The organism is Paenarthrobacter sp. YJN-5 (assembly GCF_015040095.1).
Classification (GTDB): Bacteria; Actinomycetota; Actinomycetes; order Actinomycetales; family Micrococcaceae; genus Arthrobacter; species Arthrobacter ureafaciens.
The window spans coordinates 2,249,738-2,272,157 of record NZ_CP053544.1; the positions used below are offsets into that span (position 1 = coordinate 2,249,738).

At 61.6% G+C, this 22,420-nt stretch carries 25 protein-coding genes and 1 pseudogene; 12 read left to right on the top strand and 14 right to left on the bottom strand.

The window, feature by feature from the left end:
- Positions 1–24: 24 nt before the first annotated feature.
- Genes HMI59_RS10715 through HMI59_RS10725 form a run of 3 tightly spaced genes read right to left on the bottom strand, consistent with a single transcriptional unit; the run spans position 25 to position 3,797 of the window.
- On the bottom strand, positions 25–1,098 hold the full coding sequence (locus tag HMI59_RS10715) for an alpha/beta hydrolase (protein WP_166184386.1): 1,074 nt from the start codon (positions 1,096–1,098) through the stop codon (positions 25–27).
- Positions 1,095–2,111 carry an alpha/beta hydrolase gene (locus HMI59_RS10720; protein ID WP_193593610.1) on the bottom strand — a complete coding sequence of 339 codons (1,017 nt, stop codon included), beginning with the start codon at positions 2,109–2,111 and terminating at the stop codon, positions 1,095–1,097. Before HMI59_RS10720 ends, HMI59_RS10715 begins: the two co-directional genes overlap by 4 nt.
- A gap of 9 nt (positions 2,112–2,120) precedes the next feature.
- Positions 2,121–3,797 (bottom strand): FAD-binding dehydrogenase, encoded by a 1,677-nt coding sequence (locus HMI59_RS10725; RefSeq protein ID WP_193593611.1) that lies wholly within the window; start codon positions 3,795–3,797, stop codon positions 2,121–2,123.
- 66 nt (positions 3,798–3,863) lie between these two features.
- Between HMI59_RS10725 and HMI59_RS10730 the strand changes: the two genes are divergently transcribed.
- Positions 3,864–4,943, top strand: a complete 1,080-nt coding sequence (locus HMI59_RS10730; protein WP_193593612.1) for a quinone-dependent dihydroorotate dehydrogenase — start codon at positions 3,864–3,866, stop codon at positions 4,941–4,943.
- 111 nt (positions 4,944–5,054) lie between these two features.
- Here HMI59_RS10730 and HMI59_RS10735 read toward each other — a convergent pair whose 3' ends face one another.
- Positions 5,055–5,648, bottom strand: coding sequence for a DUF3043 domain-containing protein (locus HMI59_RS10735; RefSeq protein ID WP_021470552.1), 594 nt, complete (start codon positions 5,646–5,648; stop codon positions 5,055–5,057).
- A gap of 73 nt (positions 5,649–5,721) precedes the next feature.
- On the opposite strand from HMI59_RS10735, the gene HMI59_RS10740 reads away from it, so the two are divergent.
- From HMI59_RS10740 to HMI59_RS10760, 5 genes are all read left to right on the top strand, one after another.
- Positions 5,722–7,185 carry a dipeptidase gene (locus HMI59_RS10740; RefSeq protein ID WP_193593613.1) on the top strand — a complete coding sequence of 488 codons (1,464 nt, stop codon included), beginning with the start codon at positions 5,722–5,724 and terminating at the stop codon, positions 7,183–7,185.
- Between the two features lie 200 nt (positions 7,186–7,385).
- Positions 7,386–7,775 (top strand): iron-sulfur cluster assembly accessory protein, encoded by a 390-nt coding sequence (locus HMI59_RS10745; protein WP_021470550.1) that lies wholly within the window; start codon positions 7,386–7,388, stop codon positions 7,773–7,775.
- Between the two features lie 185 nt (positions 7,776–7,960).
- The gene (gene coxB, locus HMI59_RS10750) at positions 7,961–8,833 is read left to right on the top strand and encodes a cytochrome c oxidase subunit II (RefSeq protein ID WP_021470549.1); all 873 of its coding nucleotides are present in this window, start codon (positions 7,961–7,963) and stop codon (positions 8,831–8,833) included.
- Between the two features lie 9 nt (positions 8,834–8,842).
- Entirely contained in the window at positions 8,843–10,564 is a 1,722-nt protein-coding gene (ctaD, locus tag HMI59_RS10755; RefSeq protein ID WP_021470548.1) for a cytochrome c oxidase subunit I, read from the top strand.
- The gene (locus HMI59_RS10760; RefSeq protein ID WP_021470547.1) at positions 10,561–10,962 is read left to right on the top strand and encodes a cytochrome c oxidase subunit 4; all 402 of its coding nucleotides are present in this window, start codon (positions 10,561–10,563) and stop codon (positions 10,960–10,962) included. Before ctaD ends, HMI59_RS10760 begins: the two co-directional genes overlap by 4 nt.
- Positions 10,963–11,065: 103 nt before the next feature.
- Here HMI59_RS10760 and HMI59_RS10765 read toward each other — a convergent pair whose 3' ends face one another.
- Complete coding sequence (locus HMI59_RS10765; RefSeq protein ID WP_166184377.1) at positions 11,066–11,350, bottom strand: HPr family phosphocarrier protein; 285 nt, start codon at positions 11,348–11,350, stop codon at positions 11,066–11,068.
- A gap of 174 nt (positions 11,351–11,524) precedes the next feature.
- Between HMI59_RS10765 and HMI59_RS10770 the strand changes: the two genes are divergently transcribed.
- The gene (locus HMI59_RS10770; protein WP_166184375.1) at positions 11,525–12,313 is read left to right on the top strand and encodes a GntR family transcriptional regulator; all 789 of its coding nucleotides are present in this window, start codon (positions 11,525–11,527) and stop codon (positions 12,311–12,313) included.
- A gap of 86 nt (positions 12,314–12,399) precedes the next feature.
- Here the strand turns inward: HMI59_RS10770 and HMI59_RS10775 are convergent, their stop codons facing one another.
- The 4 genes from HMI59_RS10775 to HMI59_RS10790 all read right to left on the bottom strand — a co-directional run bounded on the left by HMI59_RS10775 (position 12,400) and on the right by HMI59_RS10790 (position 16,734).
- Positions 12,400–14,073 carry a ubiquinol-cytochrome c reductase cytochrome b subunit gene (locus HMI59_RS10775; protein WP_021470544.1) on the bottom strand — a complete coding sequence of 558 codons (1,674 nt, stop codon included), beginning with the start codon at positions 14,071–14,073 and terminating at the stop codon, positions 12,400–12,402.
- Entirely contained in the window at positions 14,051–15,121 is a 1,071-nt protein-coding gene (locus HMI59_RS10780; RefSeq protein ID WP_193591317.1) for a ubiquinol-cytochrome c reductase iron-sulfur subunit, read from the bottom strand. The genes HMI59_RS10775 and HMI59_RS10780 overlap by 23 nt, the downstream gene beginning before the upstream one ends.
- 98 nt (positions 15,122–15,219) lie before the next feature.
- Positions 15,220–16,008 carry a c-type cytochrome gene (locus tag HMI59_RS10785; RefSeq protein ID WP_166184373.1) on the bottom strand — a complete coding sequence of 263 codons (789 nt, stop codon included), beginning with the start codon at positions 16,006–16,008 and terminating at the stop codon, positions 15,220–15,222.
- A gap of 87 nt (positions 16,009–16,095) precedes the next feature.
- The gene (locus HMI59_RS10790; protein ID WP_079941267.1) at positions 16,096–16,734 is read right to left on the bottom strand and encodes a heme-copper oxidase subunit III; all 639 of its coding nucleotides are present in this window, start codon (positions 16,732–16,734) and stop codon (positions 16,096–16,098) included.
- A 148-nt stretch (positions 16,735–16,882) separates the two neighbouring features.
- On the opposite strand from HMI59_RS10790, the gene trpD reads away from it, so the two are divergent.
- Complete coding sequence (trpD, locus tag HMI59_RS10795; RefSeq protein ID WP_166184372.1) at positions 16,883–17,947, top strand: anthranilate phosphoribosyltransferase; 1,065 nt, start codon at positions 16,883–16,885, stop codon at positions 17,945–17,947.
- Between the two features lie 6 nt (positions 17,948–17,953).
- On the opposite strand, the gene HMI59_RS10800 is transcribed toward trpD, so the two are convergent.
- Together HMI59_RS10800 and HMI59_RS10805 are read right to left on the bottom strand one after the other, a co-directional pair.
- Positions 17,954–18,232, bottom strand: a complete 279-nt coding sequence (locus HMI59_RS10800; protein WP_018777675.1) for an Lrp/AsnC family transcriptional regulator — start codon at positions 18,230–18,232, stop codon at positions 17,954–17,956.
- A gap of 71 nt (positions 18,233–18,303) precedes the next feature.
- Positions 18,304–18,693: a DUF3054 domain-containing protein gene (locus tag HMI59_RS10805; protein ID WP_166184370.1), complete on the bottom strand. Its 390-nt coding sequence runs from the start codon at positions 18,691–18,693 to the stop codon at positions 18,304–18,306.
- 216 nt (positions 18,694–18,909) lie between these two features.
- Between HMI59_RS10805 and HMI59_RS10810 the strand changes: the two genes are divergently transcribed.
- Entirely contained in the window at positions 18,910–19,335 is a 426-nt protein-coding gene (locus HMI59_RS10810) for a VOC family protein (protein ID WP_021470538.1), read from the top strand.
- A 7-nt stretch (positions 19,336–19,342) separates the two neighbouring features.
- On the opposite strand, the gene HMI59_RS10815 is transcribed toward HMI59_RS10810, so the two are convergent.
- Positions 19,343–20,173, bottom strand: a complete 831-nt coding sequence (locus HMI59_RS10815) for a hypothetical protein (RefSeq protein ID WP_166184368.1) — start codon at positions 20,171–20,173, stop codon at positions 19,343–19,345.
- A 200-nt stretch (positions 20,174–20,373) separates the two neighbouring features.
- On the opposite strand from HMI59_RS10815, the gene HMI59_RS10820 reads away from it, so the two are divergent.
- Positions 20,374–20,697, top strand: coding sequence for a primase-like DNA-binding domain-containing protein (locus HMI59_RS10820; RefSeq protein ID WP_166184366.1), 324 nt, complete (start codon positions 20,374–20,376; stop codon positions 20,695–20,697).
- Positions 20,698–20,769: 72 nt separating this feature from the next.
- Here HMI59_RS10820 and HMI59_RS10825 read toward each other — a convergent pair whose 3' ends face one another.
- Together HMI59_RS10825 and HMI59_RS10830 are read right to left on the bottom strand one after the other, a co-directional pair.
- Entirely contained in the window at positions 20,770–20,967 is a 198-nt protein-coding gene (locus HMI59_RS10825) for a hypothetical protein (protein WP_031215957.1), read from the bottom strand.
- A gap of 330 nt (positions 20,968–21,297) precedes the next feature.
- Positions 21,298–21,792 carry a hypothetical protein gene (locus HMI59_RS10830; protein WP_193591318.1) on the bottom strand — a complete coding sequence of 165 codons (495 nt, stop codon included), beginning with the start codon at positions 21,790–21,792 and terminating at the stop codon, positions 21,298–21,300.
- Between HMI59_RS10830 and HMI59_RS26075 the strand changes: the two are divergent.
- Both HMI59_RS26075 and HMI59_RS25665 read left to right on the top strand, forming a co-directional pair.
- A pseudogene (locus HMI59_RS26075) lies at positions 21,784–22,026 on the top strand (DUF4304 domain-containing protein); the annotation flags it as partial. The gene HMI59_RS10830 and the pseudogene HMI59_RS26075 sit on opposite strands and share 9 nt — an antisense overlap.
- A gap of 90 nt (positions 22,027–22,116) precedes the next feature.
- Positions 22,117–22,392 carry a hypothetical protein gene (locus HMI59_RS25665; protein WP_227471658.1) on the top strand — a complete coding sequence of 92 codons (276 nt, stop codon included), beginning with the start codon at positions 22,117–22,119 and terminating at the stop codon, positions 22,390–22,392.
- Positions 22,393–22,420: the final 28 nt, after the last annotated feature.

Here is a 22,420-nt window from a genome sequence, read left to right on the forward strand (position 1 = left end):
GTCGGGCCCTAACGCCACCGGGCCTCAATAGGGGTAGGACTGAAGCCACACCGCTACGTCCCGGTAGGCCTGTTCCCGCACGCTCCTGCGGGAGAGGAACACGTCATGCAACGCACCCGGGTACCGGAAGACGGCGGTTCGACGGCCCAGCCCCAACGCGCGTCTGGCCGTCTCTTCAACATCGATCACCGCGTCCGCCCGCATGAGGTCTGCTGTCCACTCGGCCTGGATCCTGGTTCGTCCGGACAGCAGCACCAGGACGGGTGAGTCGATGTTGAGCTTGCGTTCAACAGCGCTGTGGCCCGCCAGGACTGCCTTGGTCCAGCCGGCGCGGATGGGGAACGACGTTCGTGGCCGCCACACGGGATCGAGCGACCACTCACCGTGGGCTTCGCTGCTGACGCTTTCCCAATAGGCGGGCATGTCCGGAAACCGGAAGGGGCGCTTAGGGTCAGTGCGTGCAAAAGGCTCGATGAGATGCACGGCCACGCTGCGGACCAGGCTGCTGCCCTGTAGTTCCAGCCACGGGGAGTTCAGCACCAATGTGCCGATCCGTCCGGGATTACGGTCCGCCCACAGGGAAGCTATGAGGCCGCCCAGGCTGTGGGCCAACACATGGATGGTTGGCGGCGCCGTGTCTCCGGTGCGCTCGGCTATGTCGCGTTCAATGGCGGCCAACGCAACGTCCAGGTCTTCGTCGTAGACGGCAAGGTCAGCTGTGTATCCAGGAGTCTGCCCGGGTAGAAGGCTGCGCCCGAACTTGCGGAGGTCCACTGCATAGAAGTGGAAGCCGGAAGCGGTGAGGTACTCGGCGAGCTCAGTCTGCAGGAAATAGTCCGCCCAGCCGTGCAGATAAAGCACGGCCCGTGGTGCTCCGGACGGGTCGGCAGGAACGTGGCGGCGGCGACGCTTGGCGAATGAGGACAAATAGTCGAGGAGGCCGTGCGGGGCCGGGGATGCGGGCGCAGGATGATGCCGGACGAGCGTGGCTTTGACCTCGCCCTCCTCGTCCGGTGTCAAAGGAAGATCGAGGCGTTCGTATCCGTAGCCCAAAAAGTCCGGCTGCCACGTCGCAACGGCTTCCCCCGTGGTAGTCATGTGTCTCCCTTCTCCTGAGTTCCCAACGGGCCGGTTTCCATGTATCCGTGGATCCAGCGTGCCAGCCTGGCGTATGCGTCTTCCCGTACTTTGGGGGCAGAAAGAAACACGTCATGCAGCCCGCCTTCTACTCTTTCCAAGGTCACGCTTCGGCCCAGCGCCATGACCCTGGCCGCAATGACGTCCACATCGAGCACTGCGTCCGAACGGCGCATGGACTCCTGCCAAACCATGCCGTTCGCGCTGGCAGCCGATGTCAGCACCAACACGGGAATATCCAGTTCCAACCCGCGGTCAACCTTCGCATGACCGGCGAGGACTGCCCGCAGCCAACCAGCCCGGACAGGGAACGCAAACGGTGGCCGGTACCGTTCGTCCAGCGGCCACTCTCCTTCAGCGGTAATGCTGATACTCCGGAAGTAGAAGCCCCGTTCGGGAAGCCTGAGGACCATCTCGGGGCGGAACCGGGCCAATGGAGCCACCATGGCCTGGGCGGCCCGCCGTCCAAACCTGTTCCCGTGCATTTCCAGCCAGGGGCTGTTAAGGATCAGATACTGGACGCTGCCGGGGTGGCGGCTGGCCCAGAGGGCAGCGACAAGGCCCCCGGTGGAGTGGCCCATCAGGGCAATGCCAGGCTGTTCCGAGCCGGTGTGGTCCGCCCTGATGATGTCCAAGGCCATGGTGATCTCGGCATCATAGTCCGCAAGGTCGGCGACATAGCCGCCGGTGGTCGCTTCGTCCAGGTTGCGTCCGTGATTGTGCATGTCGAGCGCGTAGAACTCGTAACCCAGGCGGGCCCAGAACCTGGCGAGGTCCTTGTTGAAGAAGTAGTCGCTCCAGCCGTGCAGGAAGAGCACTGCGCCGTGCACGGTGCGCGGTTTCCCGGTTCCTGCCGCGAGGGAGTCCGGGCGGTATCGAACCACGGTGGCGCGACGCATGGTGCCGTCGGCACCGGATGTTTCTATGGTGCAGGACTGGAAGTCCGCGCCGAGGATGTCTGTAGCCCATTCCATGGCTTCAGCTTAGACACTCAGGGCTGCGTCCCGCGCGGCAGCCCGGCCACTGAACAGGCAGCCGCCGAGGAACGTTCCTTCCAAGGCGCGGTAGCCATGTATTCCGCCTCCGCCGAAGCCGGCGGCTTCGCCTGCTGCGTAAAGACCGTCGATCGCCTGGCCCCCGTCATTGAGCACCCGTGAGCGAAGATCCGTTTGGAGTCCGCCGAGGCTCTTCCGGGTAACGACCGAGAGGCGGACGGCAATGAGCGGACCGTGCGCGGGGTCCGCCAGGCGGTGTGGGGGAGCCACCCTCATGAGCCTGTCCACGGAGAATCTGCGGGCGGCGTGAATGGCGGCCAGCTGCGGGTCTTTGCCCAGGCCGCTTTCCACCTGCCGGTCTCTTGCCAGCACCATCCGGCCAAGAGAGTCGGCATTGATGAGGCCGGAGCCCGTCAAGTCGTTCATCCGTCCGGCCAATTCAGCTACGGACGCGGCCTGGACAAAGTCTGCACCGCGCTCGAGGAAGCGCTCAATAGGCGTATCGCCCCGGGGCTTCAAACGCGTCAGCAGCAGCCTGACGTCCTTGCCCGTCAGGTCGGGGTTTTGCTCCGAGCCTGAGAGGGCCAGCTCCTTGAGCGCGATGGTCCGGTTCAAGACGAACCACGAGTACCCGTGTCCCGTGGACACGATATGCCGTAATGCCCCTTGGGAATCGAAACCCGGGAACAGCGGAGCGGGCAGTTGCCTTCCGCAGGCGTCCAACCATAGGGATGAAGGACCGGGAAGGATACGGATGCCATGCTTTGGCCAGACGGGATCGTAGTTGTGAATGCCTTCGGGGTAGTGCCACATCCGGTCGCCGTTGATCAGCGAAGCGCCAACGCGCTGTACGACATCCAGGAACTCCCCGTCAACGGAGGCAGCCACGCCACTGAGCATTTCCCTCGGCGGGGTGCCCGGCCACTGCCGACGGACGGCCTCGTGATTGCCGCCTATGCCTCCGGTGGTCACCACGGTCGCGCCCGCCTCGGCCTCGAAGTGCCCGACGACGGTACGCGTCGAACGCTGGCCGCGGACCGCCGTCGTAGGTTCCAAAACGTCACCGCAGACTCCGATGACGCTGCCCGACGACGTCAGGAGGGCCGTAGCCCGATGCCGGAAGTTAAGTGACACCCTGCCCTTTTCCACGCCTTCACGCACCTTGGCCGCGAAAGGCTCGACGACGGCGGGTCCGGTACCCCACGCGACATGGAACCTCGGAACGGAGTTTCCATGCCCTTGTGGCCCGTACCCGCCACGTTCAGCCCACTGGACGAGCGGAAAGAAGCCGACGCCCAGGCTCCGGAGCCATGAGCGTTTTTCAGCGGAGGCGAAGTCCACATAGGCGGCTGCCCACTGGCGGGCCATGGCATCTTCGGGCCGGTCGAAGGCGGCTGACGCCATCCAGTGGCCGAGGGCGAGTTCGGTACTGTCCCGTACGCCGAGGCGGCGTTGTTCCGGCGTGTCGACCAGAAAGAGTCCGCCAAAGGACCAGGGTGCCTGGCCGCCCAGCGAAGCGGCGGGCTCCTGGTCGAAAATTGCCACCCGTTTACCTGCGGCATAGGCGGTAGCGGCGGCCACGAGCCCCGAAAGGCCGGCGCCGACCACCACCACGTCAGCGGTGAACCGCCCATTCTGGTGTGCGCTGCTTCCCTGTACCGGCATGGCTACATGCTAGCCCCGGCAGGTCATGGGTTTGGCGAGCAGTGCGGAAACCGGAAAACTAGGAACATGCGTGTTTACCCCACCTTCTTCAAGCTCGCCTTCTCCTGGATGGATGCCGAGAAAGCACACAAGATCGGCTTCACTGCCATCCGGACGGCGCACCGTACCGGAGCAGGGCGGATCCTGGCCAAGCTGACTGCTCCGGATCCCTCCCTCCGCACTGAGGCGCTGGGTCTGACGTTTCCCTCGCCCTTCGGCCTCGCTGCAGGTTTCGACAAAGAGGGCCATGGCATTGAGGCTCTCGCCGAGCTTGGGTTCGGACACGTCGAGGTGGGCACCATCACGGGGCAGGCCCAGCCGGGAAACGAGAAGCCGCGGCTATTCCGTTTGATTGAGGACAAAGCGGTCATCAACCGGATGGGCTTCAACAACGACGGTGCCGCCGCCGTGGCCCCCAGGCTCAAGTCCGCGCGGGCAGCCCTGCAGCGCGTACACGCAGGCGTCCGGCCGGTGATCGGGGTCAACATCGGCAAGACCAAGGTGGTGGAACTGGACGACGCTACCGAGGACTACTTGATTAGTGCACGCAGCCTCGCACCAGCCGTGGATTACCTGGTGGTCAATGTCAGCTCGCCCAATACGCCGGGCCTGCGGTTGCTCCAGAACGTGGAGACCCTGCGTCCTTTGCTCAGGGCCGTCGGCGATGCCGCGGACGAGGCCGCCGGCAGGCACGTTCCGCTGTTGGTCAAGATCGCTCCAGACCTCAGTGATGAAGACATCGACGACGTCGCACGGCTGGCGCTTGACCTGAAGCTTGACGGCATCATCGCCACCAACACCACCATCGGGCGGGAAGGCCTGGTCAGTGATCCGGAAAAGGTCGCGGCACTTGGCTCCGGCGGTCTATCCGGAGCCCCGCTGAAGCAGCGGTCCCTTGAGGTCTTGCGGCGCTTGAAAAAGGCGGTGGGGGACCAGCTTGTCCTCATTGCCGTCGGCGGCGTGCAGACGGCAAACGACGTGCAGGAACGTCTTGACGCCGGAGCGACGCTGGTCCAGGGTTACACAGCTTTCCTTTACGAAGGACCGTTCTGGGCTGCCCGTATCAACAGGGATCTCGCAAAGCTCCGCAAGCGGGCCTCCCACTAGGACCGGCGGCTTCTAGGCAAGCAATTCAGAGCAAGCAATTCAGGGCAAGGAAAAGGCCCCGGACCATTGGCTGATTGCCAGGGTCCGGGGCCACGTCTTAATGGCGGTCCGCTAGGAAGGGTACTGTCCGCGCTTGACCTGCGGTTTGGGCAGGCGCAGTTTGCGGAACTGGAGTGCGCGCATGCACCCATACCAGACACTGCCACGCTCCACCTCTCCGAACTTGGCCATCAGGCGCTTGCGGAGTTGGCGGGAAAGAATAAAGACGTCAACGAACACGGCCAGGAACATGATCCAGAAGCCCACCAGGACATAGGTGATCTGCGCACTGTTGGTCGGCACCACCAGGGAGACCACTACGAACAGCAGGGCACCGAACATCAGGTACTCGCCCAGCGTGAAGCGGGCATCGACGTAGTCCCGGACAAAGCGCTTCTGCGGTCCCTTGTCCCGCAGCGGCAGGTACTTCTCGTCGCCGGTGTCCAATGCCTGGCGCATCTTTTGGCGCTGGTCCTGAATCGCCACACGCTCGGCTTCCTTGGAAGCCTTGCGGTCGGTGGGTACCAGAGGGCGCTTGCGGGCGGCCTCCTGGACTTTCCGCTTGGGCGTAGGGGCGCCCTTTCCGACAACCGGCTCCGTGGAGGCGGCGTGGGCCTGGTCTACTACTGATTGAGCGCTGGGCTCTTCCTTTTTGCGTCCGAACACCACTCAAGAATACAGCGCGGGCAGGTGGCGCAGGTTACGTTGGCCGCAATGCCCCGGCGGTAAGGTGAGGGGCATGAATTCAGCACACGCGGAGATCCCGCAGAACCAGCAAGGGAACGCAGGCCACACCGGGGTCGCTTCCCCGGCAGTTGACGGAGTGGACGGCCACGCATTGTCCGAGGCCGTCAACGCCGCCTTTGACGCAACAATCTCATCACTCAAGGAACTCGTAGCGATCCCCGGAATTGCCTGGGCCAGCTTCGATCCCGCCGAACTGGACCGGAGCGCAGAGGCAGTTGCGGCCATGGTCCGCACTGCGGGTATGCAGGACGTCCGCATCCTGCGGTCGGCCAAGGCCGATGGCACCAACGGGGGTCCCGCCGTCGTCGCCCGTCGCGAAGCCCGGGACGGCAAGCCCACCATCCTGCTGTACGCGCACCACGATGTCCAGCCGCCGGGAGACCGCGCACTGTGGAATTCGGAACCGTTTGTAGCTGAGGAGCGTGACGGACGCCTTTACGGCAGGGGAGCGGCGGATGACAAGGCCGGCATCATGGCCCATTTGGCTGCGTATGCAGCTGCAGTAAAGGTCCTCGGCGATGAGTTCGGCCTGGGCGTGACCTTCTTCTTCGAAGGAGAGGAAGAAGCCGGTTCGCCCACCTTCCGGACGTTCCTGGAAGAACACCGCGAACTCCTGCGTGCCGATGTGATTGTGGTTGCAGACTCCAGCAACTGGAAAGTGGGCGTCCCGGCACTGACCACCAGCCTCCGCGGCCTCGTAGACGGTACCTTCGAAGTGCGGGTCCTGGAGCACGCCGTGCACTCGGGAATGTTCGGCGGTCCCGTCCTGGACGCGCCAACCCTTCTTGCCAGGCTTATTGCCACCCTCCATGACGACGACGGCACTGTGGCCGTTGCCGGACTTGTAGCCAAGGACGACGTCAAAGTGGACCTCACCGAAGAGGACTACCGGGCTGACGCTTCAGTGCTCGACGGCGTTCGGCTCGCCGGCAGCGGGACCCTGGCTTCCCGTCTGTGGACGAAACCCGCGCTCTCCATCATTGGCATGGATGTTCCGGCTGTGGATGTGGCCTCCAACACCCTCATCCCGGCAGCCCGGGCCAAATTCAGTATGCGGCTCGCACCGGGCCAGGACCCCGACGATGCCATGGAGGCTTTGAAGGCCCACCTTGAAGCCAATGCTCCCTTCGGTGCCAAGGTCACTTTCACCCCGGGGGAGCGGGGCAATGCCTTCTCAACGGATACAGGCTCTGCTGCCGCACAGGTAGCCCTGTGGGCGCTGGGTGAGTCGTGGGGTGTCAAGCCCGTGGAGATGGGCATTGGCGGGTCCATTCCCTTCATCGCCGACTTGCTGGAGGTATATCCCGAGGTGCAGATCCTGGTGACAGGCGTGGAGGACCCCGATTCGCGGGCCCACAGCGCCAATGAGTCCCTCCATATTGAGGATTTCCGCCACGCAGTGCTGGCCGAGGCCCTGATGCTTGCACGCCTGAATGTCGAAGGCCTGGGGTCCTAGCCGCAACGTTTGTCCGGCGAAGCCCGGCGGACGCCCAGAGGGGGCCGCCGGGAACAAGTCCGTGCATGGCGCGGTTACGTCAGGGAGTTATAGCTATGCGTCCGCGCGACGTAGCATGGAGCTATAACCCGTACGTAATTGGGTAAGGGCAGGCTGCGTCCCCGGCGCCGCTGCCAAGCGCGTTATAAGAAGGTAGGCCAATGAGCACTGCAACCAACGAAAACAGCACTGGAGCCGAGCTCGCCCCGAGCGATGAGCTTCCCACGCACGAGGTCAACCTGACCGAGGTCGCAGCAGGCAAGGTCCGCAGCCTCCTCGAGCAGGAAGGGCGCACCGATCTGCGGCTTCGTGTTGCAGTCCAGCCCGGTGGCTGCTCCGGTCTGATCTACCAGCTCTACTTCGACGAGCGTCTGCTTGATGGCGATGCCGTCCGTGACTACGACGGCGTCGAGGTGGTAGTAGACAAGATGAGCGTTCCTTACCTCAGCGGAGCGAGCATCGACTTCGAAGACACCATTTCGAAGCAGGGGTTCACCATCGACAACCCCAACGCCGGCGGCTCGTGCGCCTGCGGCGATTCGTTCCACTGATCCGAGCTAGCAGCCTCATGTCGGCGCCGTCCCGGTCGCGTTTCATCGCGTTCGGAGCCACGGCGCCGACATGTGCGCGAAAACCGCTTCATAGCGGTAAGCTCTACATCGGGTAGTAAAACTTTTTAGTGTGCCCGGAGGGCCTTCGGCCTGCCGGGAGACAGCAACAAGAGGAAGGGCCGTCTGTGAGTTCGCAGAACCGAACCGGCAGCCGACGCATAAAGATCACATCGATCACTGGCTTGGCACTAGCCGGCGCGTTGGTTTTGACCGGATGTTCACCAGAGGTAGAGAAGGGTTGGCTGCCTACAGAGCGCGGCACCACCAACCACACTGACCGGATCATGGACCTCTGGGTCAACTCATGGATCGCCGCCTTGGCAGTCGGTATTATCACGTGGGGCCTGTTGGTCTGGTGCATCATTGCCTACCGCCGCCGTAAGGGCACCACCGGTTTCCCGAAGCAGCTCAGCTACAACCTGCCGCTCGAGGTCTTCTACTTGACCATCCCGCTGTTCATGGTGCTGGTGTTCTTCTACTTCACCGACCAGGACCAGCGTGCGATCGATGACCGTTCGCAGCCTGCAGACGTCGTTGTTGATGTCCGTGGCAAGCAGTGGGCTTGGGACTTCAACTACAAGCAGGGCCAGGTCATCACCGAAGACGTTCACGAAGCCGGCGTGCAGGCGCACCTTACTGGCAATGAAGTCAACAAGGAACTGCTCCCCACCCTGTACTTGCCGGTCAACAAGTCCGTTGATCTGGAGCTCAACTCCCGCGATGTCATCCACTCTTTCTGGGTCCCCGCCTTCCTTCAGAAGCGCGACATGATCCCGGGTAAGACCAACTACATCCGGTTCACGCCCACCAAGGAAGGCACCTTCGACGGCAAGTGTGCTGAACTCTGCGGTGAGTACCACTCCGAAATGCTTTTCCGCGTCAAGGTTGTGTCCGAGTCTGAGTTCAAGGCTCACATGGACCAGCTCCGCCAGGAAGGCAACACTGGCCTGCTCGGTGCGGAATATGACCGCAACCCGAACCTGAACGCAACCAAGTAAGGGAGCGAAGTGGCTACGTACACTCAATCCGCCGGGGTCCTTGAGACTCCCGTTGTTCCTAAATCCAAGGGGCGAATCGTCGTCAACTGGATTACCTCCACGGACCACAAGACCATCGGGTACATGTACCTGATCGCCTCGTTCGTGTTCTTCTGCCTCGGTGGCGTCATGGCGCTGCTGATCCGTGCTGAACTGTTCGAACCCGGTATGCAGATCCTGCAGACCAAGGAACAGTACAACCAGATGTTCACCATGCATGGCACGGTAATGCTCCTGATGTTTGCAACGCCGCTGTTCGCCGGCTTCGCCAACGTCATCATGCCGCTCCAGATCGGTGCCCCCGACGTCGCGTTCCCGCGACTGAACGCCCTGGCTTTCTGGTTCTTCCTGTTCGGTTCCACCATCGCGGTGTCCGGCTTCATCACCCCGCAGGGTGCTGCATCCTTCGGTTGGTTCGCCTACGCTCCGTTGTCGAATACAACCTTCAGCCCCGGCGTGGGCGGTGACCTGTGGGTCTTCGGCCTCGCACTGTCAGGCTTCGGTACCATCCTTGGTGCGGTCAACTTCATCACCACCATCATCTGCATGCGTGCCCCCGGCATGACCATGTGGCGTATGCCGATCTTCACGTGGAACACCCTGGTGACGGCAATCCTGGTTCTGATGGCATTCCCGCCGCTGGCAGCTGCACTGTTCGCCCTCGGTGCTGACCGTCGCTTTGGCGCACACATCTTCGACCCCGAGAACGGTGGCGCTGTCCTCTGGCAGCACCTGTTCTGGTTCTTCGGACACCCCGAGGTGTACATCATCGCCCTGCCGTTCTTCGGCATCGTCTCTGAGATCTTCCCTGTCTTCAGCCGTAAGCCGATCTTTGGCTACAAGGGCCTTGTGTACGCGACCATCGCCATTGCCGCATTGTCGGTAACGGTGTGGGCCCACCACATGTACGTCACCGGTTCGGTCCTGCTGCCGTTCTTTGCCTTCATGACGATGCTGATTGCGGTACCCACCGGCGTGAAGTTCTTCAACTGGATCGGTACGCTCTGGCAAGGTTCCATCACGTTCGAAACTCCGATGCTCTGGAGCATCGGGTTCCTGGTGACCTTCCTCTTCGGTGGCCTCACGGGCATCATCCTGGCCTCCCCGCCGCTGGACTTCCACGTTTCGGACTCCTACTTCGTGGTGGCGCACTTCCACTACGTCGTGTTCGGCACCGTGGTGTTCGCAATGTTCGCCGGCTTCTACTTCTGGTGGCCCAAGTGGACTGGAAAGATGCTCAACGAACGCCTGGGCAAGATCCACTTCTGGCTGCTGTTCCTTGGCTTCCACGGCACCTTCCTCATCCAGCACTGGCTCGGTGTTGAAGGCATGCCCCGCCGTTACGCCGACTACATGCCGCAGGACAACTTCACCTGGATGAACCAGTTCTCCACGATCTCGTCCTTCGTTCTTGGTGCGTCACTCCTGCCGTTCTTCTGGAACGTCTACATCACGTGGCGGAGCAACAAGAAGGTTGAGGTTGACGATCCGTGGGGCTTCGGCGCTTCGCTGGAATGGGCAACTTCCTGCCCGCCGCCCCGTCACAACTTCACCTCCCTGCCCCGCATCCGCTCCGAGCGCCCGGCTCTGGACCTGCACCACCCCGAACTGGCACAGGTCCACACTGCCCAGGCTCCGGACCCGGCAGCCGTAATTCTCGGCAACGCTGACCAGAAGGACGTGCGTAAGTGAAAATTGAATCGTGGCTCTTCGGAGCAGGAGTATTCTTCTTCATCCCCGTGACCATCATTTACGGATTCCTGACGGAATGGTCCGAATGGGTCGGTATCCTGGGCATCCTCCTCGTGGGTGGTCTTGCAGGCATGATCGGTGCTTACCTCGGCTTCACAGGCCGCAGGATCGGCATGCGCCCGGAAGACCGTCCGGACGCTGAGATCCACGAGGGTGCCGGCGAGCAGGGGCACTTCAGCCCGTGGAGCTGGTGGCCGCTGGTCCTCGGCCTTGCATGCGCAGGCGGATTCCTCGGCTTGGCTATCGGTTTCTGGGTGACTTACGTTGCCGGTGGCCTGGCCATCGTGGCCCTTATTGGTTGGGTCTTCGAGTACAGCCGCGGCGACCACGCACACTAGGTCAATTTCCAACAGCAAAGGTCCCCACCATGGATGGTGGGGACCTTTGTTGTTTAACCAGATGGCGAGGCCCGCGGGTCTTGGTGGCTGTGGGCCAGCAGCCCTAGGAGGCCTCCAGGACGGCTGACAACCTCTCCAGAGCCTCGGATAGGTCCTGAGAGGATTCATGGCCTGAGAGCTCGTCCTGGTCCACTTCCAGGACCACCTGGCAGCCGTGGGCAAAGTCCTCGGTCATGACCTGCAGGAGGGAGCGGGCGTCGACGGGGAGGCCGTCGGGTTTGCGGATGGTGACAGGCAGGCCGGTTTCGTTGACGGCCCGGACAAAGACGGCAGCTGCTCGGGCGTGGAGCCCGATCTCGGCTGCGACGAAGGAATGCTGCTGGGGCAAGCCTGCTCCTAAAATGGGTCCCGGCTGGTCTGTTGGAGAGCGGGATGGGAACGGATCATTCCTAGGGTAACCGCGTCTTCGGTCCTCCGCCCATTCCTATAGCCGTAGTGGTCTAGACCGTGCTGCCGTTGATCTACCCTTGTTCTATGAGCCAAACAAACTTGGGGACGGGACATGCCTGAGGCGGCCAAAATCGTCGGTGAAATAGACCGGACCAGCAGTACGCCCATCTACATCCAGCTGAGGGAGATCCTCAGGGCCTTCATCGGAGAGTCGTGTCCTCCCGGTTCGTCGCTTCCTTCCGAGCGGGATCTGTCTCTCAGGTTTGGCCTGGCTCGAATGACTGTGCGGCAGGCCATCGATGCGCTGGTCGGCGAGGAAGTGCTGGAGCGGGTGGTTGGCCTTGGCACCTTCGTCAAGAAGCCCAAGCTGGACCTGCAGGTGAAGCTCACCTCGTACAGCGAGGAAATGCAGCGCCGTGGCATGGTGCCGGCAGCCAAGGTTCTGAGTTTCGAACAGATTGGCGCCAGTGCCTTCCTGGCGAGGGAGCTCCAGTTGGACGAAGGAACGCCCCTTGTGCGCTTTCGGCGCTTGCTTCTTGCTGACAACGAGCCCATGAGCGTGGATGAGAACTTCATACCCGCCCACCGTGTGCCTGGCCTCCTTGACGAGGCACCACCAACGTCGCTCTACAATGTTCTCAGCGAGCGGTACGGGCTCGTTATGGAGTGGGGCGAGGACATGATCGAGGCCACCGCTGCGTCACCGTCGACTGCCAGGCTGCTCAATGTCGACGTCGGTGCGCCGCTCCTCAAAATCCAGCGCCACGCGTTTGTGGCACGGGCCATGGTGGACTACTCCGTGTCCTATTACCGGGCCGACCGGTACAAGCTCTGGGTACCATTGCAGCGCCCCGGCGTGCGTCCAACCAGGAATTACTCTTCCGGGTATCGCGTCCAATAACGCCTCGGATGCTGATGAGGCCGAGCATGCAAAAAGCGGGCCCGATCCATTGGATCGGGCCCGCTTTTACTGTCTTTGAACCTTGACTAGTGGCTCAGGCTCTTCTGGTCTTCGCCTGCTTCGATGGCCTCGTGGTGGCCATGTGCGTGGGCCGCCTCGAGCTCGGCCGGAGTCGCCGGGGCAACGCGGTCCTCGAAGAACCACTTGGAAAGAGCCGCGCGGCGCTTTTCCTTGCGGGTTACCACACCGTGCTCGTTGGGCTGAGCCGGAATCGGTGCAGGGGACTCGAAGCCAACGAGCTTGTAGCGCTTGTATTCGTCGAGAGGTGCATGCACTTCGATGAACTCGCCGTGGGGGAGTCGCACGATACGTCCGGTCTCGCGGCCGTGGAGTGCGATTTCGCGATCCTTGCGCTGCAGAGCCAAGGCAATGCGCTTCGTCACGATGAACGCGATGACCGGTCCGATGAAGAACAGGGCACGCAGCCAGTAGGTGACATCGTTCAGCGAGACGTGGAAGTGGGTGGCGATGAGGTCGGAGCCTGCAGCAGCCCACATCACGCAGTACCAGGTGAAGCCTGCTACGCCGATTGCGGTACGGGTCGGGGCGTTCCGGGGGCGGTCGAGTACGTGGTGCTCACGATCGTCCTTGGTGATCCAACGTTCGATCCACGGGTACATGAACAGAACGGTGAAGATGATACCGGCCGGTACCAGGGCCGGCAGCAGGACGTTCAGCGTCAGCGTGTGGCCGAAGATGACGTACTCGAAGTGGAAGTCATTGATGACACCCGGCATAAGTCGGAGTGCGCCGTCAACAAATCCGATGTACCAGTCAGGCTGGGTACCGGCAGACACCGGTGAAGGGTCGTAGGGACCGTAGTTCCAGATCGGGTTGATAGTGAACGCGGCTGCCATCAGGGCAACGACACCGAAGACGATGAAGAAGAATCCACCGGCCTTGGCAGCGTAGACCGGACCAAGGGGATAGCCGACGACGTTGCCGTCATTACGGCCGGGGCCGGGGTACTGCGTGTGCTTGTGAACAACAACCATGAAGAGGTGGATGACGATCATCAGGAGGATGAGCGCAGGCACCAGCAGGATGTGGAGCACGTAAAGACGGCCGATGATTGCCGTGCCCGGGAACTCTCCACCGAAAAGGAAGAAGGAGATGTACGTTCCGATGACCGGGATGGACTTGATGACGCCGTCGATGATGCGGAGGCCGTTGCCGGAGAGGAGATCATCGGGGAGGGAGTAGCCGGTGAAGCCTGCTGCCATCGCAAGGATCAACAGGACACCGCCCACAACCCAGTTCATTTCACGCGGCTTGCGGAAAGCGCCCGTGAAGAAAACGCGCAGCATGTGTACACCCAGGGACGCCACGAAAAGGAGGGCAGCCCAGTGGTGCACCTGGCGCATGAACAAACCACCGCGGACATCGAATGAGATGTTCAGGGAGGAGTTGTATGCGACGGACATTTCGACGTTGTACAGCGGCGTGTAGGAACCCTGGTAGTGGGTCTCAGCCATGGAGGGGTCGAAGAAGAACGTCAGGAACGTTCCGGAAAGCAGCAGGATGACGAAGGAGTACAGCGCCACCTCACCGAACATGAATGACCAGTGGTCCGGAAAGACCTTGCGGCCAAATTCACGCAGGATGCCGGAGCCGCCTACACGCTGGTCAACAAAGTCAGTAAAGCGTCCTACCTTGGTCTTCGCTACGAAGGGGGCTTCAGCTGTTGATGAGGCGCTCATGCTCGTCACGCTCCCAGTAACTCGGTCCTACAGGTTCTTTGAAGTCGCTGGTGGCGACGAGGTAGCCCTCTGCGTCAACTGCGATCGGCAGCTGGGGAAGCGGACGGCTTGCCGGTCCAAAGATGACCTTGCATTCCTGCGTGAGGTCGAATGTGGACTGGTGGCACGGGCACAGAAGGTGGTGCGTCTGCTGCTCGTAGAGAGCAACGGGGCAACCAACGTGGGTGCAGATCTTGGAGTAGGCAACGATTCCGTTGTAACCCCAGTTTTCACGGCCCGGTGACGGGTTGAGCGAGTTCGGATCGAGGCGCATCAGGAGGACGACGGCCTTGGCCTTCTCGTTCAGCTTGCCCTCGTGGAGTTCGTTCAGGCCTTCCGGAATCACGTGGAACGCGGAACCGATGGTGACATCCGATGCCTTGATCGGGGTTCCGTCGGGGTCGCGGGTCAGTCGCTTGAGCTTGCCGCCCTCGGGGGCCCACATGGTGTGTGCGAGCTTGTAGTCGGGGCGGGGACCCAGGTCGCCGAAGATGGCCAGGGCCGGCAGGGGAGCAAGGGCCACAGCACCCAGGAGGGTGTTGCGGATCAGCGGGCGGCGCTTGATTCCGGTTTCCTCGACGATGTCGTCGACGATCCGGACCGCGGCCTGGCGGTCATCCTCGGTCCGAATTGCGTGGCGCTCTTCCGAGACTTCGTGATCGGGCATCAGGGCTTTGGCCCAGTGCACGATGCCGGTGCCGATGCCCAGCATTGCAAAGGCCGTTCCCAGACCCAGAAGCAGGTTCTGCGTACGAATCGTTGCGATGCTCGTGTCATCGCCCAGATCGATGGCGAAGTACGCCACCAGGAAGACCAGCGTTCCGATGACGGAAATGCCAAACAGAATGGCTACCTGACGCTCGGCGCGCTTCGCGGCTACCGGGTCCGTGTCAGCCAGGCGCAAACGATGCGGAGGAAGACCAGGATCCTGGAACTTCTCCACCTCATTCTGACCAGCCGTAGCTACGGTGCCCGAGTGGTTCGGACTGCCGTCACTATGGTTGCCCATAATTCGCCTCATCCTTCTCTCGTTGTCTCGGTCTGAGCCGAGTTAATTTTCAGTTCCAAACTGCTGACCGTGCAGCAGAAGTTTTATGTCCGTGAGGACTAGGACGTGCGGGACGTCAGCCAGATGGTGAAGGCGATGATGACGCCCAGGCCGGCAACCCATACGAACAGGCCTTCAGCTACGGGGCCCAGGGAGCCAAGCTCCGCGCCACCCGGGGAGCCGTTGGCTTCGATCGTCTTCAGGAAGGTGATGATGTCGCGCTTGTCTTCGGGGGTGACGTTGGAGTCGTTGAACACGGGCATGTTCTGCGGACCCGTGGCCATTGCCTCGTAGATGTGCTTGCCTGTGACATCGGCAAGACCGGGAGCGAACTTGCCGCGGGTCAGCGCGCCGCCTGCTGCTGCTGCGTTGTGACACATTGCACAGTTGACGCGGAAGAGTTCGCCACCCTTGGCTGCGTCACCCTGTTCATCCAGGAGGTGCTCCTCCGGAATGGCCGGGCCTGCGCCGAGCGAAGCGACATAGGCGGAGAGCTGCTTGGTCTGCTCGTCATTGAACTGAACGGGCTTCTTCTGAGCCTGCGGGCCATTCATCTGCATGGGCATACGGCCGGTGCCAACCTGGAAGTCAACTGCTGCAGCGCCCACGCCGACCAGCGAGGGGCCGTCCTGGGTTCCGCTTGCACCCATGCCGTGGCAGGTGGCGCAGTTGGCAGCAAAGAGTTTGCCGCCTTCTTCTACGTCACTGGCGCTGAAGCTCGTGGTGTCGGCCTTGGCCTGGTTGACGGATGTGGCAATGGCGTAAAGCCCACCAGTGAGGAGGAGGCCCATCAACAGCAGCGCAATGGCTGCCAGTGGGTGACGTCGCTTCTGCGAGAGTGCCTTCACGTGGTGGTTCCTTTATTCGATCCTGCGTCGGCTCCGTGAGCCGCTTCTTGAAATTCTGCCTCTTGTAGAAAAAGAGTCAAAGCCGGGCTACTTGAGGACGTAGATGACCAGGAAGAGGCCGATCCACACAACGTCAACGAAGTGCCAGTAGTAAGAGGTGACGATCGCCGACGTCGCTTCGAAGTGTCCGAACTTCTTGGCGGCGAAAGCGCGGCCAATGATGAAGAGGAAGGCGATGAGGCCGCCGATGACGTGGAGGCCGTGGAAGCCGGTGGTCATGTAGAAGGCGGAGCCGTAAGCGTTGGACGACAAGGAAACGTGCTCGGAGACGAGCATTGCGTACTCGGTCGTCTGGCCGGCAACGAAGAAGGCGCCCATGACGAATGTGAGGATGAACCATTCGCTCATGCCCCAGCGGGTGAACTGCAGTGGTCCACCCGTCCGGCGGGGTTCGAGCCGCTCGGCAGCAAACACACCCATCTGGCAAGTAAAGGAACTTGCCACAAGGACGATGGTGTTGACGAGCGCAAACGGAAAGTTGAGCTTGGCCGTCTCCTCCGCCCACATCAGTCCAGACGTGGAGCGCAGAGTGAAGTACATGGCAAAGAGGCCGGCGAAGAACATCAACTCACTGGACAGCCAAACTACGGTTCCTACAGAAACCAAGTTGGGGCGGTTCAGCGTCGGGTGCGCCGGGGTACTGGGGGCATGGGTCGCAGATGTCACAAGGACATTATGTCTGTAAAAGTCCAGACTTCCCAATGCAAACCACCGAATCGGGAGACTTTTTCTACAAAGACGCGAAATCGCGCGGAAAAGTTCCCGGCCTCGTTCACATTGGTCATCGGCGTGGCTCGGTCGATAGCATCAGTGGGTGACTTCTCCGGCATCGGCACCTGTAGCCAGTAACACCTGGCCAGGGCTCATCTCTGCACTGATCAACGGCGACGACCTGGCTGCGGATAACACCGAGTGGGCGATGAACACGATCATGGCCGGCGATGCGACGCCAGCGCAGATTGCAGGCTTCCTGGTGGCCCTGCGCGCCAAGGGCGAAACCGTGGAAGAACTGGCCGGGCTTGTGGAGGCCATGATCCGCAATGCCAACCCCATCGAGATTTCGGGGGAGAAGCTGGACATCGTCGGTACGGGTGGCGACCGCCTGAATACCGTCAATATCTCCACGATGGCCGCGCTCGTTGCTGCCGGGGCGGGCGCGAAGGTAGTAAAGCACGGTAACCGTGCTGCGTCATCGACGTCGGGTTCAGCCGATGTCCTGGAAGCCCTTGGCGTGCGTCTGGACCTCCCGATCGAACGGGTGGCCCGCAACGCTGAGGAAGCCGGAATCACGTTTTGCTTCGCGCAGGTATTTCATCCATCCTTCCGGCACACGGCCGTGCCCCGCCGCGAGCTCGCAGTGCCCACCGCCTTCAACTTCCTGGGTCCCATGACCAACCCGGCGCATGTGCAGGCCTCGGCCGTGGGGGTCGCAAATGCCAGGATGGCACCTCTGGTGGCGGGTGTGCTGGCTCGACGCGGCAGCCGCGGGCTCGTGTTCCGTGGTGACGATGGCCTGGACGAACTCACTCCCACGGGGCCTTCCACCGTCTGGGAGATCCGTGGGGGAGAAGTGCATGAACAAGTATTTTCACCCGCGGATCTTGGCGTAACTGCATCCACAGTGGCCGACCTACGGGGCGGAGACGCTGCGGCCAACGCCGTTGTCGTGCGGGAGATACTCAACGGAAAGACCGGTCCAATCCGGGATGCCGTGCTGTTGAACGCTGCAGCAGGGTTGGTTGCTGCTGATCTTACGGCCGAGGGCCCTTTGGTGGATCGCATGCGGGCAGCCTTCGAGCGCGCAGCCGAATCGGTGGATTCCGGCAAAGCTGCGGCAGTCCTTTCCAAGTGGACTTCACTCAGCCAAGATCAGGCCTAGGGCCGGCTATTCGAACCCCAGGGCAAACGCGGCGTCGAGGTCGTGCTGGGAGTAGGCCCGGAATGCGATGTGCGTGGTGGTGTGGACCACTGAAGGGACTTTCGACAACCGGTCGGCAATGACATCGGCCAGGTCCTCGTGTTTGCTCACGCGTGCGACTGCGATCAGGTCCCATTCTCCTGTGACCGAGTAGACCTCGCTGATGCCTTGGATCGCCGAAATCTGTTCGGCTGTCTCCGGAATGCGTGAAGCGTCGGTCTTGATCAGGACAAAGGCGGTGATCACGTGAAGCCCTTCCGGAAGTCGTCAGTGCGGACGCAAACAAGCCTAGTGCATGAGCTGTGCCAAATGGCCGATCAGGCTGGTCGACGGCCGCGGGCGTAGAGGCGTACTGCGATGCCGACCACCAGGCGGAATCCGAGCAGCAGGGCGGCCAGTGCGGCAAACGCGACAATGAAGAACGGCAGCACCACCACTTGCCCGGTAAGGGCCCTCAGCAACATGCCTACAAGCAGGGCTCCGGCCCAGATGACAATTCCCGACGGCCAGAGCGCAAACGGTTTTCGCCATGCGCGCCCGGCCAACCATCCCGTCGCGGCTCCCACCAGGAAGGGCCAGGCAGTCAAGAAGACCCCGGTGATGATATCCCCACGGCTGTGGGCGTCGCGTCCGATTGCGGCGAAAGCAAGGATGAGCAGCAAGTCGCCGGCGGCAGCCGGAATCCAAGATCTTTTTGGGGAGGGCATGACTCCGACAATATCCGGGGACGACGCAATGGGTGAAGCCGGTGAAGCGAAAGTCCTGTGGATCTTTGTCCGCGGGGACGACCGTCCTGACCCTGCAACGGGCGCCGAAAGGCTTACCACGGCGCCTGCGAAATCAGGGGACAGGCCGTTGGTAGCGCTGTTACCATATCCGCACGGTGACGCGCGCACCATCCACAACCTGAGGAGTATTCACCCATGACTTCCCGCCTCAACCCTTACCTTTCCTTTCGCGACAATGCCCGCGACGCGATTACTTTCTATGAGTCCGTTTTTGGGGGAGAGCTGAACATCAGCACGTTTGGCGATTATCAGGCCAGCCAGGACCCCGAGGAAGCAGACAAGGTGATGCACGCCATGCTGGTGTCACCCCACGGCCTTACTTTGATGGCGTCAGATACGCCCAACGGCATGGAGTACAACCCCGGCAACAATATTTCGGTTTCGCTCAGCGGCGACTCCGCGGACGAAGCGGAACTTCGGGGCTACTGGGACAAACTCGTCGACGGCGGTACGGTCACCATGCCGCTTGAAAGCGCGCCGTGGGGTGACACCTTCGGGATGTGCGTGGACAAGTTCGGGATCGCCTGGCTGGTAAACATCGCCGGTGCGCAACAGCAATAACTGCTGTTCAGCGGACGCCGTCTCCGGTCGCAACCGGAAGTACCAGCATGTATCCCGTTGGCAGTGCGCTGCTCCACCTCCTTGGTTCGCGCACTACGAACTGTCTGGCCAATTCATCGGGGCTCTGGAGTGTATTGGGGGCCGGAGACGGCCCCCATTGGCCGCTGCCGTAGGGATACAGGGGATCCAGGACGTTAACTCCGGTCACCTCGAAGCGGGGGTGGATTCGGGGGTCGCCAACTGATTGGAAGCCGCTCATGACCCATGCGTGCCGTCCGCTCCACATCACAAGTCCAACGGGACGGCCGGTTGCTGCCAAGGCGTTGGCCGCGGTACGAAGTGCCTCGTTGTAGTCGGCGATGCTGACCACCTCGTAAGGGCCCACGCCAACCTCATTCAGTACCTGGGCCCACCCAAGGGGGTTGGCACCGTTGAAGGCGTTGGAGGAGCGTGCACGCGCCATGTCCCACAGCTCGTTCTGCTGCTCGCGACCTGCCCACGTGCCCGAACTGTTGGGTCGGGTAAGGTTGTACGCCATTTGGATGCTCGCTGCGACGCACCAGTCGAACGTGTACTGCGGGACGAAGTCACCTTCCTCGTAGAGGTTCAACACGAAGGGTTGGGGAGCTGGTGCCGGTGCTTCCGGAGCGGGCGGTTGCGGGGGAGAAGCGGTGGAAACTGCAGTAGCAGAAGCTTCCGGGGACGTTCCCGCTGCCGAAGTCGCCGGCGCGGCAACCACGCTGGGGGAGGAGTCTTGAATTCCAACGCCAGGGGTGCAGCCAGCCAAGAGGGTCGCGGCGATCGCGATCCGTACAACGTGGACTGGGGCGCGGGTCATTACTGCATAATTTTAGTCCCGACGGCGCGTGGAAAGTATGGCCGTCCGTCCCGTAGGAGCGGCGCACGTCCTGGAAGGCAGCGGGGGAGCGCAAACCGAACCCCTTGTGGAGAGGGTCCTGCATGCGTAGCGTGGGCCTATAGGCTCCTTCGCCGATGCAGCCCGGCGTTACATGCCTTGTTTACCCATTGGAGGCCATCATGGCCACTGACAATTTCGCACGCTTCCTCCAGGAATGCCTGGTCGTGGAAGAAGATACTGAAGAGGGCTTGGACCTCGATACCCTTTACGGCCTATACATCAGTTGGTGTCGGCTGGAAAACCTGGAACGGATACCTGAACGGACCTTTGGGTCCATGCTCCGCAGGCACCATCTGCACTGGGGCCGATACGAGGGAAACTGGGTTTTGGTTGGTCTGAGGATGGTGGGGCCGGCGGCGCGCGACTACGTGCTTTCGGGCTCGGCTCCCATGCGTTCCATCGGAGCCCCTGAATTCCTGGAGGTTCCGAACGCCGTCGCCTGACAAACGTGCGACAAAGAGCAAAAACAGGTGTGGCCCGATCTTTTCAGATCGGGCCACACCTGTTTTTCGTTATCAGACGGGTAGTGCGTCCGGCTTATCCGCGACGGAATCACCAGTCGTGAGGTCGATCTTGAGTGGATTCTCCGGGGTCGCAAGCGTGGCGGAAGGATCCAGCATCGTGATTCCCGGGTAGAAGCGGACGCTTCCGCGGTTGTCGTCATGCTCCAGGCCGTAGTGCCTGAGCGCCGTCACGAATGCGCCATTGTCCATCGGCTGGTGTCCGTTTGTGAGACTCCAACTCACGTACAGGCCGTAAAGGGCTGTAAGGTCCAGGCCGTCATCCGTCGAAGTCTTGACAGTGCTGTGCGTTAGGAAATCGTGTATGGAAGTGTCGTTCATTGCAGAGGCCTCCGGCCATATCTATAGAATCGCCGGTCTGCAAGGGCGAACTGCTCACTATTCCAGTGCCGGGGTTGCATGTCAAAGACCGTGGTGCCGGCGAGGCGTCAAGGGGAGTCTTTTGGGAATTCTTAAATGCTTTAGTGGCGTCCCTGCGGATTGGATGTGGACGTATTCCTCGTTGTGAGGTGAACCGTTCGGCTACTTCGGTGGCCAGGGCCCGTCGAGGAGCTTCTTTGCTTCGTCGACAATCAGCTGACCTATTTGGTGTCGGTCAATGGTCCAAGATGGTGTCCAATCGTCCCACTCGCTCACTTGGCCGACGAGTGGTCTGAGTGATTCGGGATATCCGAGTTCGTCCCATCCTTCCCACCAGATGAGGCGACCCGCATACTCGGGCTTTAGTTCCCCGTCTACCAGCGCCTGGCACAGCCATCTGACCAAGTTCCAGCGTTCGGGCGTCGTCTTCGCGGGCGTCGGCGGCGCAATGTTCAACTCGTTTACGACTGCGTTGAATAGATCATGCGCGTCGCCTTCCTCCCGTCGCGTAAGGCCAGCTAGGAGCGGCAGCGATGGAGAATCTACGCCATCCAACAGAGCGTTTAGAGCTGTTGCAATCAACACGTCGGCGCCCACAATTTCCTCGTAAAGGGCTTCCCGGATGGCAAGCACGCGGAGATCGTTTCTATGCGTCATAGGACGAGTTTCGCAGAGGGCACGACTGCGTCGATACATTCGTCAGTGCGGACGTCTCCATGCTGGAGAATATCCCGTGTGGATAGAACGAAATTGGTCGAGTCGGCCTTCGCTGGCGCTTTCAAGTTGCGTGGTTTCCGTAAGCGGGGTCGGAACTGGTTCCGGACGACGTCGGCCGGTGAGTATCAGGTGGTTAATCTTCAAAAGTCCCGGTGGGGGAGCGGAGACTTCTATCTGAACCTGGGTTGGGACTCATCGGTCCCTAGTGGGGAGTTCCGTTCAGAAAATTTCTGCCTTCTGAGCCTTCGAGCCGAAGAAACAGACGTGATTCCGACGATCGATTTTGCTCGACCTGATGGCTTGGTTGCACGGGACCTTCCGGGAACCATCCTGCTCGACGCTGAAATGGGTAGCCGGATCCCCGAGGATTCGTTCCTCAAACAGCTCACTGAGGTTGTCATCAACCCGGTCGCAGACTTTATGGACAGTACCCCGTCTGTGGTCGATCTGGTTCCGCTGCTTTCTGCCAAGCCCCAGTTCGCTTTCGTTCCCGTGCGGGAAGAACTTAGCCGCCGAGGATATGAGCTGCCCCAGCGCTAGGACACGGCGGGATTCATGGCAACCAGAA